Source organism: Pseudomonas sp. 3296, assembly GCF_031456615.1.
Taxonomy (GTDB): domain Bacteria; phylum Pseudomonadota; class Gammaproteobacteria; order Pseudomonadales; family Pseudomonadaceae; genus Aquipseudomonas; species Aquipseudomonas mucoides.
In genome coordinates, this window is record NZ_JAVDUY010000007.1 from 340463 (window position 1) to 353076 (window position 12614).

Annotated in this window: 12 protein-coding genes; 6 read left to right on the top strand and 6 right to left on the bottom strand. The window is 57.0% G+C overall.

Annotated features, from left to right (window positions below; genetic code table 11):
* Positions 1–63: 63 nt before the first annotated feature.
* From J2X66_RS20920 to ahpF, 3 genes are all read left to right on the top strand, one after another.
* The gene (locus J2X66_RS20920) at positions 64–1002 is read left to right on the top strand and encodes a site-specific integrase (RefSeq protein ID WP_310267891.1); all 939 of its coding nucleotides are present in this window, start codon (positions 64–66) and stop codon (positions 1000–1002) included.
* A gap of 149 nt (positions 1003–1151) precedes the next feature.
* A complete protein-coding gene (gene ahpC, locus J2X66_RS20925; protein ID WP_010460707.1) occupies positions 1152–1715 on the top strand; it encodes an alkyl hydroperoxide reductase subunit C in 564 nt (187 codons plus the stop codon).
* 139 nt (positions 1716–1854) lie between these two features.
* The gene (gene ahpF, locus J2X66_RS20930; protein ID WP_310267896.1) at positions 1855–3420 is read left to right on the top strand and encodes an alkyl hydroperoxide reductase subunit F; all 1566 of its coding nucleotides are present in this window, start codon (positions 1855–1857) and stop codon (positions 3418–3420) included.
* 92 nt (positions 3421–3512) lie between these two features.
* On the opposite strand, the gene gloA is transcribed toward ahpF, so the two are convergent.
* Complete coding sequence (gene gloA, locus J2X66_RS20935; RefSeq protein ID WP_310267899.1) at positions 3513–4034, bottom strand: lactoylglutathione lyase; 522 nt, start codon at positions 4032–4034, stop codon at positions 3513–3515.
* Between the two features lie 166 nt (positions 4035–4200).
* Here gloA and J2X66_RS20940 point away from each other — a divergent pair, with 166 nt between their 5' ends.
* Positions 4201–4704: a DUF4946 domain-containing protein gene (locus J2X66_RS20940; protein ID WP_405046796.1), complete on the top strand. Its 504-nt coding sequence runs from the start codon at positions 4201–4203 to the stop codon at positions 4702–4704.
* Positions 4705–4880: 176 nt separating this feature from the next.
* Here the strand turns inward: J2X66_RS20940 and J2X66_RS20945 are convergent, their stop codons facing one another.
* The 3 genes from J2X66_RS20945 to J2X66_RS20955 form a co-directional block, all read right to left on the bottom strand.
* Positions 4881–5246: a histone-like nucleoid-structuring protein, MvaT/MvaU family gene (locus tag J2X66_RS20945; RefSeq protein WP_027922999.1), complete on the bottom strand. Its 366-nt coding sequence runs from the start codon at positions 5244–5246 to the stop codon at positions 4881–4883.
* A 233-nt stretch (positions 5247–5479) separates the two neighbouring features.
* Positions 5480–7015 (bottom strand): EAL domain-containing protein, encoded by a 1536-nt coding sequence (locus J2X66_RS20950; protein WP_310267909.1) that lies wholly within the window; start codon positions 7013–7015, stop codon positions 5480–5482.
* 114 nt (positions 7016–7129) lie between these two features.
* Positions 7130–8002, bottom strand: a complete 873-nt coding sequence (locus J2X66_RS20955) for a LysR family transcriptional regulator (protein WP_310267911.1) — start codon at positions 8000–8002, stop codon at positions 7130–7132.
* Positions 8003–8079: 77 nt separating this feature from the next.
* Here J2X66_RS20955 and J2X66_RS20960 point away from each other — a divergent pair, with 77 nt between their 5' ends.
* Both J2X66_RS20960 and hppD read left to right on the top strand, forming a co-directional pair.
* Positions 8080–9018: an EamA family transporter gene (locus J2X66_RS20960; protein WP_310267915.1), complete on the top strand. Its 939-nt coding sequence runs from the start codon at positions 8080–8082 to the stop codon at positions 9016–9018.
* Positions 9019–9274: 256 nt separating this feature from the next.
* On the top strand, positions 9275–10351 hold the full coding sequence (gene hppD, locus J2X66_RS20965) for a 4-hydroxyphenylpyruvate dioxygenase (protein ID WP_310267918.1): 1077 nt from the start codon (positions 9275–9277) through the stop codon (positions 10349–10351).
* Between the two features lie 62 nt (positions 10352–10413).
* On the opposite strand, the gene rarD is transcribed toward hppD, so the two are convergent.
* Both rarD and J2X66_RS20975 read right to left on the bottom strand, forming a co-directional pair.
* Positions 10414–11295 carry an EamA family transporter RarD gene (rarD, locus tag J2X66_RS20970; RefSeq protein WP_310267920.1) on the bottom strand — a complete coding sequence of 294 codons (882 nt, stop codon included), beginning with the start codon at positions 11293–11295 and terminating at the stop codon, positions 10414–10416.
* 194 nt (positions 11296–11489) lie between these two features.
* On the bottom strand, positions 11490–12503 hold the full coding sequence (locus J2X66_RS20975) for an aldo/keto reductase (protein ID WP_310267924.1): 1014 nt from the start codon (positions 12501–12503) through the stop codon (positions 11490–11492).
* Positions 12504–12614: the final 111 nt, after the last annotated feature.

Genomic DNA, 12614 nt, shown 5'->3' on the forward strand with positions numbered 1-12614 from the left:
GTGTGATGAGCCGCGCGGCACGATTGCACCCGCCAACGCGGTACGTTTTAGAGAGTTGAGCCGATGACCGAGCTGGATCGATACCTACAGGCCGCCACGCGCGACAACACCCGGCGCAGCTACCGGGCTGCCATTGAGCATTTCGAAGTCACGTGGGGCGGGTTTCTGCCGGCCACCGCCGACAGCGTCGCGCGCTATCTGGTGGCGTATGCGGGGGAGTTGTCGATCAATACGCTGAAGTTGCGTCTGTCGGCGCTGGCGCAGTGGCACCACAGTCAGGGATTTCCTGATCCGACCAAGGCGCCGGTGGTACGCAAGGTGTTCAAGGGGATTCGCGCGTTGCACCCGGCCCAGGAAAAACAGGCCGAACCGTTGCAGCTGCAACATCTGGAACAGGTGGTTGCCTGGTTGGAAAAAGAAGCGGCAGCAGCCAAGGCGCAGCAGGATCGACCAGCGCTCCTGCGGGCGCGGCGCGACATGGCGCTGATCCTCCTGGGATTCTGGCGCGGGTTTCGCAGTGATGAGCTGTGCCGTGTACAGATCGAGCACGTTCAGGCCGTCGCCAGTTCGGGCATCACGCTCTATTTGCCGCGCACCAAGAGCGACCGCGAGAACCTTGGCAAGACCTATCAAACCCCAGCCTTGCAGCGTCTTTGCCCAGTGAACGCTTACATCCAGTGGATCACCGAAGCCGCGTTGGTTCGCGGCCCGGTGTTTCGAGGCATCGACCGCTGGGGGCATCTGAGCGAGGAGGGGTTGCACGCCAACAGCGTCATCCCGCTACTGCGCCAGGCCCTGGAGCGCGCCGGCATTCCAGCCGAGCACTACACCAGTCACTCCCTGCGCCGTGGCTTTGCCAGTTGGGCCCATCAGAGTGGTTGGGACTTGAAGTCGTTGATGAGTTACGTGGGCTGGAAGGATATGAAGTCCGCCATGCGCTATGTTGAAGCGAGCCCGTTTCTGGGTATGGCCCGACTCGCGGAAAAGCCGCTGGCGCTGTAGATCACGTTTTCTTCTATTAATACTGTCGGCTAATAGCGAAAACAAATCAGCAGCATGAGGTTTGCCAATGAGCCATCCGGGGATCGAGTGGGTAGGATTCACCCATCAACTTGTTAACCCAACTTTTCAACCCTGACGGAGAGTCATCGATGCCTATCATCAACAGCCAAGTTAAACCGTTCAAAGCTGACGCCTTCAAAAATGGCGACTTCGTAAAAGTGTCCGACGCTGACCTGAAAGGCAAATGGTCTGTCGTTTTCTTCTACCCGGCTGACTTCACCTTCGTTTGCCCAACCGAACTGGAAGACCTGGCTGACAACTACGACGCATTCCAGAAACTGGGCGTCGAAATCTACAGTGTTTCCACCGATACCCACTTTGCCCACGCTGCCTGGCACAACACTTCGCCAGCCATCGGCAAGATCCAGTACACCATGATTGGCGACCCGACTCACGCCATCTCCCGCAACTTCGACGTGCTGATCGAAGACGCAGGCCTGGCTGACCGTGGCACCTTCGTGATCAACCCTGAAGGCCAGATCAAAATCGTTGAACTGAACGATGGCGGCGTTGGCCGTGACGCTTCCGAGCTGCTGCGCAAGATCAAGGCTGCCCAGTACGTTGCTGCTCACCCAGGCCAGGTTTGCCCAGCCAAATGGAAAGAAGGCGAGGCCACTCTGGCGCCGTCCCTGGACCTGGTTGGCAAGATCTAAGTCTGTGAACGCTTCAACAGGGCGGTACGCCGCACCTACTCAGTAAGCTGCAACCGCCCTCAAAAACGCTCGGGCGAGATTCGCTCGGGCGTTTTTTTATGCCTGTTTTTTATGAAGTACCAGAAAGGAAATCGCCCGTATGTTGGACGCCAATCTTAAAGCCCAGTTGAAATCGTACCTGGAACGGGTCACCCAGCCGATCGAGATCATTGCCTCCCTCGACGACGGTGCGAAATCCCAGGAAATGCTTGAATTGTTGAAAGACGTTGCCAGTCTTTCCACACACATTACCTTGCTCGATAACGGTGATGACGCACGCAAACCATCGTTCTCGATCAATCGCCCGGGGGGCGACATCAGCCTGCGCTTTGCCGGCCTCCCGATGGGCCACGAATTCACCTCGTTGGTGTTGGCGCTACTGCAAGTCGGCGGCCACCCTTCGAAGGCCAGTGTTGAAGTGATCCAACAGATTCGCTCACTCAAAGGCGAGTTCAGCTTCGAAACTTACTTCTCGCTGTCCTGCCAGAACTGCCCGGACGTGGTCCAGGCGCTGAACCTGATGGCCGTGTTGAACCCCAACATCCGCCACGTCGCCATTGATGGCGCGCTGTTCCAGGCCGAAGTCGATCAACGCCAAATCATGGCGGTGCCCAGTGTTTATCTGAATGGCGTGAACTTTGGCCAGGGCCGCATGGGCCTGGAAGAAATTCTTGCCAAGCTGGACACCAGCGGCATCGAGCGTCAAGCCGAGAAACTCAGCGCCAAGGACGCCTTCGATGTCTTGATCGTCGGCGGTGGTCCAGCGGGTGCTGCAGCTGCCATCTACGCGGCGCGTAAAGGCATTCGCACCGGCGTGGCGGCAGAGCGTTTTGGTGGGCAGGTGCTCGACACCATGGCCATCGAAAACTTCATCTCCGTGCAGGAAACCGAAGGGCCGAAACTGGCCAGCGCGCTCGAAGAACACGTCAAGCAATACGACGTCGATATCATGAACCTGCAACGCGCCACCGCGCTGATCCCGGCGAAAAATCCCGGTGAGTTGCACGAAGTCCGTTTCGAAAGCGGTGCCACACTGAAAACCAAGGCGCTGATTCTCGCCACAGGTGCGCGCTGGCGTGAAATGGGCGTGCCGGGCGAGCAGGAATACAAAGCCAAAGGCGTCTGTTTCTGCCCGCACTGCGACGGCCCGCTGTTCAAGGGCAAGCGTGTGGCAGTGATCGGTGGCGGTAACTCCGGCGTTGAAGCGGCCATCGACCTGGCCGGTATCGTCAGTCACGTCACGCTGCTGGAGTTCGACAGCAAGCTGCGTGCCGATGCGGTGTTGCAACGCAAGCTGTTCAGCTTGCCGAACGTCACCGTCATCACCAGTGCTTTGACCAGTGAAGTGAAAGGTGATGGTCAGAAGGTGACCGGTCTGGTCTACAAGGATCGCGATGCGGGTGAGTTCAACACGGTCAACCTCGAAGGCATCTTCGTGCAGATCGGTTTGCTGCCTAACACCGATTGGCTCAAGGGCGCCATCGAGTTGTCGCCTCGTGGCGAGATCATCGTCGATGCTCGCGGTGAAACCTCGATACCGGGCGTCTTTGCTGCCGGTGACGTGACCACCGTGCCGTACAAGCAGATCGTTATTGCGGTGGGCGAGGGTGCCAAGGCTTCCCTGAGCGCATTCGATCACCTGATCCGGACCTCGGCCCCGGCATAGACGCCGCCGCTGAAAACACAAAACCCCATGAGTGATCATGGGGTTTTTTGTGCTTCACACATTCCAAATTGTAGGAGTGAGTTTGGTGAAGGTTAAAGCGGAGCAGGCTGGATGATTTCCACCCAGTAAGCATCCGGGTCCTTGATGAAGGCCAGGCTCTTCATGCGCCCGTCATTCAAGCGCTTCTGAAAATCGCAGCCCAGCGCTTCAAAACGTTCGCACGCCGCGCGGATGTCCGGCACGGAGATGCAGATATGACCAAAACCACGCGGGTCAGTGTTGCCGTTGTGGTAAGCGAAGTCAGGGTCGTTCTCGGTGCCGTGGTTGTGGGTCAGTTCGAGAATGCCAGGGATCGACTTCATCCACTCGGTGCGGGCGGTCGCGTCGGCCGGGATCTGGTTCTTGTCGACCAGTGCGAGGAAATACAGGCTGAATTCCGCTTCCGGGAAATCGCGTTTTTCCACCAGCGAGAAACCGAGGATGCGTGTGTAGAAGTCCAGAGACTTGGTGATGTCCTTGACCCGCAGCATGGTGTGGTTGAAGACGAACTTCTGAGTGGCGGTGTCAGGCTGGGCGGTGACGCCTGGGAAGGTGTTCAATTCGTGCAGGCTCATGGGCCCTCCGGAAAATAAGTGGGGCTAACGAATGTTCGCAATGATACGCAAGGGCTCTGACATCACCAAACCCAAACGGTCTGCTATTGCCTGACAGGCGGACGAGGCTCAGACTTTACGGTTCAATTCGTGAGTGTTTATTACAATGGTTCGATTCTGTAAGCCGATGTTCGTCCTGGTGGGCCTATTTTCAATGGTTGCCATTGCTCATGCCGAGTCACCACAGGTGACGTGGCCCAGTGGCTGGGAAGTCGAAGCCCTTGCGCCAGATGCGGCCAATTCAGCTGTTTCCCGTCAGCGTGCGGTCAAAAACGATCAAGGCGGCACGCCAGTCATGGTCATGGAGTTGACGATGACGCAAGTCGAAAGCGGTCATCAAGTGAATGTACAGGGCGTTTTGCTTGAGATGCGCAAAGCGGTGCAGAAAGACTTCTTTCAAAGCGGCTATCAAAGCGTCTGCAACAAAATACATCCCGCGACATTGAGCCGTCTGTCGGCGCTGGAAACAACCTGCACCATTACCCAGAATGGGCGACACGTGCTGTCGCAAACATTGGTAGGGGCGGTGGATGCCGATAAAGCCTATGTTCTTTCTTACGCGGGGCAGGCCGAGGCTTATAAGGCAAGTCAGGAAGAAATCGAGGCGGTGCGTAACAGCTTGAAACTTTAGTGTCAGGGTTTTACGTGCCAGTGGATTTTGCCGGTTTCCGACATTTTTAGATACCCGAAGGCATTAAGCACAAAGTTGATCGGTAAGTTGCGAGTTGATCCCGTCAGATCGTTGCATTTAGTGGGTATCCATGAAAAAGCCCTGCATGAGCAGGGCTTTTTTATAACCGCAAGCTGTTAGCCGCGCAGCCAGGAATCAACAGTGGCTGCGCCATATTGTTCCTTCCAGGCCTTCAGGCCGCGGTGATTGCCGCCCTTGGTTTCAATCAGTTCACCGGTGTGCGGGTTCTGATAGACCTTGACCACGCGAGCGCGGCGGGTTTTAGGTGTTTTTGCTTGTTGCAGACCGGATTTTGCCGGGTTCGGATCGAGGATGGCGATGATGTCACGCAGGCTTTTGCCGTAGGTTTTCATCAGCCCCTGGAGCTTTTCTTCGAATTCGATTTCTTTCTTGAGCCCGGCATCATTCTTCAGCGATTCCAGCTGCTTGAGCTGTTCCTGAAGGGCCTTTTCAGCTGCACGAAATTCAGCGAGTCTGGACAATATCTTTACTCCAATAGTGTGTTTGGCTGATACCAACCGCAAACAAAGCTATAAGCCAAGAGCCTTGAAGCGACTCGGTGATAGTGGCTCACCTGCCCATCTTGCACAGGTACGAAAAATTGTAGTAGTTAATTGGCCAAGAGTAAATCCTGACGTTTTCTTCATGTAACAACAGTAGTTTTTTGATTCAATTTGGTGCGCGATGTCGATGATTCTTCGCATAAAACCATTAGTTAATGGTGGGTTAATGCGTTAATGAATTCAGCGCCGGGCATCGGTCGACCGAACAGATAACCTTGCAGGAAGTTCACGCCATGGGCAGTCAGATAGTCGCTTTGTTCTTCGGTTTCGACACCTTCGGCAACGATTCCCAGATCGAGCTTGGCCGAGAGTTCGATGATGGTGTCCAGAATATGCCGTGAAAGGGCGTCGATGCCGATCATGGCCACGAAACTCTGGTCGATTTTCAGGAAGTCCACGTTGAACTGGCGTAGATAACCCAGGCTGGAGTGCCCGGTGCCGAAGTCGTCAATCGCGATCATCACGCCCATTGCCTGAAGTTGTTCAAACAGCTCCAGCGTAATGTCGCTGGGCTTGATCAGTTCGCGCTCGGTCAGTTCCAGCACCAGGTAAATGGAACCGGGTGCAAAGGCACTCAGGAACGCTCGACAGTCCTTGACCAGTTCCAGGTCCTTGCAGTGGCTGGCGGTGATATTGATGCCGATGTGAAAGGGCTCGGCGAACGAGGAAGAAACAGGCCCCAGCAACTGTGCGGTCTGGCGCATGAGCGAACGGGTCATGGGCACGATCAGCCCGGAATCTTCGGCGAACGGGATAAACAGGTCGGGCCGCACCAGACCTTCCTTGGGGTGTTTCCAGCGCATTAACACTTCGGTGCCGGACCACTTCCGGGTATCGCCATACACCACAGGCTGAAACCAGGGGACAAACTCCTCGGCCGCGAGGGCGCGCTGCATTTCATGAATCGGCGACCATGAACGCCTTTGCAAGACGTGCCCGATAGCGCCCGATGCCACGCCAAAAAAAATCAGCAGGCTGAACAGCGGCGGGTATTCGCTGGCCATGTAACGCCAGTTTTCACCCTCAGGGAAACCGGCTACGACCGAAAAGGCATAGCGCGAGGACGTGAGTTCACTTTCGGCCAAGGGCAAAGTGGGCAGGGCGCCTTTGTGTACTTTACCGTCGACCGACAACCAGTTCGGGCCCACTTGCAGCAACAATATTGTCTTGCGCCCAATCAGGCGCAGCACGTTAGTCAAGTGGTAGCCGTCCAGCGTCGTCAGCGCCCCCTGTTTTCCCTCATTCAGGCGATACACCAGCACCGCCGTATCGGGAGTGACAGGGTTACCGTTCATGAGCCACAACTTACCTTGCACATAGTCTTTGGCGTCGATCTTTTGCTGAGCGTCACCGAACAACGAAGTGCAATAAAGGTTGTCGTCCCACACCAGGCTGGCCGAACGCACAAACGGGCGGCGGGTGACTTGTTCACGCAGGGCCAGTTTGACGTCGTCGCAGATTTGCCCGGCCAGCGGCAGCAACTCGCTCGCGGACTGCGCCGTGTTGTCCAGCATCAGTTCGAACTGGCGCACGGCTTCGTCTGCGGTCACTCGGGTGCTTTGCTGGAGAACCCGTTCAGCCTGCATATAGAGAATGCCAAAGCCCAATATCACCGGGAGCAATCCACATAGCAGGGTCACCATAATGCGGATGCGCAACGGGCGACGGCGTTTGGCACTCAATGGCATTCGCGAAATCTCTCATACAGAAACAGGGCTCTCAACTGCGGGCAGGACAACAACACGCCTCACAAAAGAGTTCAGATAGTGGCCATGATAGTTGGCCCTTGGCGCTTATGTCGCTCAATGGGCGTTCAGCTCGAGGGCCAGTTTGATAAAGGCCAGCGTGGCGGGTGACGCCTGACGCTGGTCCAGTACTGCCAGTCCGACCTGGCGAATAACGGGGGGCGACAGTGGTTTTCTCACATAGCGACTGTTGAGGTTGTCGGGCAGAGAACTTTCAGCCACGACCGTCAACGCATCGCCGCGGCTGACCGTGTCTAGCGTGCTGAGCAATTGTGAGCAGCGGTAGCGGATGTTCGGTATGAGGCGGGCGGCGCTGAACAGCCGCGACACCAGCTCCGATGAGCCTGCCTCAGTCAGCACGAACGGGTCGTGACACAAATCGTTCAAACTCAGAGCGTCACGACCGGCCAGTGTGTGATCGGCAGGCACCAGTGCGACCATTTGGTCTTCCAGCAACGCGAAGGTGTCGAAGCGATCTTCAGGCAACACCACAAAGCCGATGTCGATTCGTCGCTCTTCAAGCCATTGAATCACCTGGCGGTCCGGGCCTTCGTCGATGTGGACTTCAATGCCTGGATGTGCCGTGCGGTAGTGCTGCAGGATCTGGGGCAGCAGGCGGATCGACGAGGTCGGGCCAAACGAGCCGATGCGCAACGTGCCGCGCTTCATCCCGCGGGCATCGGCCGCTTCCTGGCGCAGTGTGTTGGCCAGCCCGAGCATCGCCCGGGCGCGCAACAACAGTTGCTGGCCTATATCGCTCAGCTCGACCTGGGATTGATGCCGCCGCAACAGTTCAACGCCAAGCTCTTGTTCCAACGACTTGAGCGCGTGAGACACCGCCGACTGCGAAATCCTCAAGCGGTTGGCAGCTGCCGTGAAACCGCGCAGTTCAGCGACCAGCGAGAAAATCTCAAGTTGAGTCAGGGTCATGAGCTTTTACTCATTTTACGATGATAGGTCATTAATCGAATGATACGTCATCTTCCTTGGCCTGGTTTTGCTTCTCCATGACAATCTCTGCGAAAAGAACCACTTCGCCCACTCCGGTGTATCTGAAACTCGCCGCCGTCACCATGATTTGGGGCGGGACGTTCGTTGCCGGGCGTTTCCTGGCCGACAGTCTCAGCCCCTTGTTCGCCGCCAGTCTGCGGTTCCTGCTGGCCAGTGCGGCGTTGTTGCTGTTTGTGCTGCTGGCCCGAATCCCGTTGATCCGGCCGAACCCGCAACAATGGCTGCGATTGGCGCTGCTGGGGTTCTTCGGGATCTTCTTCTATAACCTGTGCTTCTTTTATGGGCTGCATTACATCAACGCCTCGCGGGCCTCGTTGATCGTTGCGCTGAACCCGGCAGTGATCGGTCTAGCTTCATGGCTGATATTCAAAGAGCGTTTGAGTCGGGCGAAAGTCTTCGGTATTGCGATCTGTATTGCCGGGGCGTGTGGGGTGATTGCCAGTCGTAACCCGCAGCTATTGGCCGGCGATGCCGATGCCTCGATCGGTGACCTACTGATTTTCGGCTGCGTGCTGGGATGGGGGATTTACTCGCTTTTCTCTGAAGAGCTGAATCATTCGCTGGGGCCGGTGCAGACGGTGACGTATTCGATTCTGCTGGGTACGGTGATGCTCTGGGTGACCAGTGCCGTGCGCGGTGAACTGAGTGTCAGCGCGCTGGTCAGCCTCGGTCCGCAACAATGGCTGAGCCTGATGTACCTCGGGGTTTTGGGTTCGGCGCTGGCCTACATTGGTTATTACGACGGCATCCGCCAGATCGGCGCGACGCGTTCAGGAGTATTCATTGCCTTGAACCCGTTGACCGCCGTCATCCTCGGCGCACTGTTGCTGGGCGAGCCGTTGACACTGGCGATGTGCCTTGGCGGCGTGTTGATTCTGGCGGGAATTTTCCTCTGTAATAAACCCCTTGCGCGAGTAGGGGAAAAGGGGATTTGATACAGAAGGCGGACAAACCGATTTACGCTGTGTAGAATCGGGTTACGCATACAATAATAAACGTCTTCTGGCAGCAGAAGCCTCGCCCGCAAGAGCCTTGGGTCGACAATGAAGAGTTTTGGGTTTCAATTGATCTACGGTGACTTCCTCGCCCGCAGCGTGCGGGGCATCTCCTGTGCGCCACCCGCCGGTCTCAGCATTGCTAGCAACTAACACTTTTTGACTGTTAATTCTAAAAGCATGATGAGGCGCCAAAATGGCAGATTTATACGAAAACCCAATGGGCCTGATGGGCTTTGAGTTCATCGAGTTCGCATCGCCAACCCCGAATACCCTGGAGCCGATCTTCGAGATCATGGGCTTCACCAAGGTGGCGACCCACCGCTCCAAGGACGTGCACCTTTATCGCCAGGGCGCGATCAACCTGATCCTCAACAACGAACCGCACAGCGTTGCTTCGTACTTCGCGGCTGAACACGGCCCGTCGGTGTGCGGCATGGCGTTCCGCGTCAAGGATTCGCAGCTCGCCTACAAGCGCGCACTGGAAATCGGCGCCCAGCCGATCCACATCGAAACCGGCCCGATGGAACTGAACCTGCCGGCGATCAAAGGCATTGGCGGCGCGCCGCTGTACCTGATCGACCGTTTCGGCGAAGGCAGTTCGATCTATGACATCGACTTCGTGTTTATCGAAGGTGTGGACCGGAACCCGGTCGGTGCCGGCCTGAAAATCATCGATCACCTGACCCACAATGTGTATCGCGGTCGCATGGCCTACTGGGCCAACTTCTACGAGAAACTGTTCAACTTCCGCGAAATTCGTTACTTCGACATCAAGGGCGAATACACCGGCCTGACCTCCAATGCCATGACCGCACCGGACGGCATGATCCGCATCCCGCTGAACGAAGAGTCGTCCAAGGGCGCCGGGCAGATCGAAGAGTTCCTGATGCAGTTCAACGGCGAAGGCATCCAGCACGTTGCGTTCCTGTCCGACGACTTGATCAAGACCTGGGATCACCTGAAAAGCATCGGCATGCGCTTCATGACCGCGCCACCGGAAACGTATTACGAAATGCTCGAAGGCCGTTTGCCAAACCACGGCGAGCCGGTGGATCAACTGCAAGCGCGGGGCATTCTGTTGGACGGTTCGTCCGAGTCGGGTGACAAGCGCCTGTTGTTGCAGATTTTCTCGGAAACCCTGATGGGGCCGGTGTTCTTCGAATTCATCCAGCGTAAAGGCGACGATGGTTTCGGCGAAGGCAACTTCAAGGCGCTGTTTGAGTCGATCGAACGCGACCAGGTTCGTCGTGGCGTGCTCGCCACCGAATAACCCGGCACACCACTAAACAACTGTGGGAGCGAGTCTGCTCCCACATTTGTTTTGGGTTGGGTTTAAGGGCGGTGTTGTCGCATCAGGTGTTTGAAGCCTTCGAACACCAGCACCACCACCGCCAACCAGATCGGAATATAGGTCAACCATTCCCCAGGCTTGATGCTTTCCCCAAGCAGCAACGCCACACCCAGCAACAACACCGGCTCGACGTAACTCAACAACCCGAAAAGACTGAACGGCAACAAGCGGCTGGCGATGATGTAGACCACCAATGCCGACGCGCTGAGCACCCCCAGGATCGGGATCAACAGCGACAGCCACGGGTGTTGATCGAACACGCCGAAGCCTTGCTCGCCACTTTGCACAAACCAGAATGCCACCGGCAGCGTCAACGCCATGTCCAGCCACAGGCCGCCGAGGTTGTCCGAGGCCAGGCGCTTGCGCACGATGAAATAGGTGGGATAGCCAATGCACACCAGCAACGTCGCCCAGGAAAAACCACCGACCTGATACACCTCATTGATCACGCCGAGGCAGGCCAGTACCACGGCGACCTTTTGCAGGTAGGACAGACGTTCGCCGTAGGCGATTCGCCCGGTCAGCACCATGGTCAGCGGGAGCAGGAAATACCCCAGTGATACGTCCAGGCTGTAGCCGTTGAGCGGCGCCCACATGAACAGCCAGAGTTGCACGCCAAGCAGGGCCGAGGAGGCGATCAGGGCGGCGATCAGTTTCGGATTCGCCATGGCGCGCCGGACAATCTCCACCACGCGCGTCCACTCGCCGGACACCACCATGAACACGGTCATGCAGGGCACAGTCAGCAGCATGCGCCAGCCGAAAATTTCCACGCCGCTCAAGGGCGTGAGCAACGACGTGTAGTAGTACATGACGGCAAACAGCACCGAGGCCGACACCGATAAAGCGATACCTTTAGACAAACTGCCCTCGCGAGGTTGAAGGTGAAACGGGGCGCAGAGGATACGTGGTTTTCAATCTAAACACTGACCTACTGATCAACACCGATCAACTGTGGGAACGAGCCTGCTCGCGAAGGCGATGGATCAATCAACACTGATGCCGACTGACACACCGCTTTCGCGAGCAGGCTCGCACACAGGGGCTGTGTGTTGCTTCAGGTATTGCGGGGTTTACGGCCCGACACAAAATGGCTCACGTCATTAAACCCCGGCGTCGATGAATGCCCTGGCACCACCAGCGAATCAATGAACGCCTCATCCTCCGCTGTAATCTTCACCGCTTGCGCCTTGGTGTACGCGTCCCACTGTTCCTCGGTACGCGGCCCGACAATCGCTGAAGTGACGGCGCCGTTGTTCAGCACCCAGGCAATCGCAAACTCGACAATCCCCACGCCACGTTCTTGTGTGTACTGCTGAATCTGCTGGGCAATGCGCAACGACTCAACCCGCCATTCGGTTTCCAGAATGCGTTTGTCGGCACGCCCGGCGCGGCTATCGGCGTCCGGCTTCACATCCGGCGCATATTTGCCGCTGAGCACACCTCGCGCCAACGGGCTGTAAGGCACAACACCCAGACCATAATTGTGGGCGGCAGTGATTTGCTCGGTTTCCGCCTGGCGGTTGACGATGTTGTACAGCGGTTGGCTGATCACTGGCCGGTCGACGCCCAGTTGATCGGCCACACGGATCACCTCGGCAATGCGCCAGCCACGGTAGTTGGACAAACCCCAATAACGGACCTTGCCCTGACGAATCAGATCGCCCATCGCCGACACGGTCACTTCCAGCGGCGTGTTGTGGTCTTCGCGGTGCAGGTAATAGATGTCGAGGTAGTCGGTGCCCAAGCGGGTCAGGCTGGCGTCGATGCCGTTGAACAGGTGTTTGCGGCTCAAGCCGCTGCGGTTCGGCACACCGTCCACCGGGCCGAAGCCAACCTTGGTCGCCAGCACCCATTCATGGCGATTGCCGGCAATCGCTTCGCCAACGATCTCTTCGGAACGACCACCGGTGTAAACATCGGCGGTGTCGATGAAGTTGATGCCCTGGTCCCAGGCCTTGTCGATGATCCGCAGGGAATCTTCGGTGCTGGTCTGTTCGCCGAACATCATGGTGCCCAGGGTCAGGGTAGAGACCTGTAAACCCGAATGACCCAGCGTGCGATAGCTCATGAGGAAATCCTTTTACCGGTGGGAGAAAGGCCTCAATCAAATACCAGAACCGTCGTTGGGAGCAATCGGAATATCAGCTCAATGGTGGAGCCAGTGTAGGAATGAGCCCGT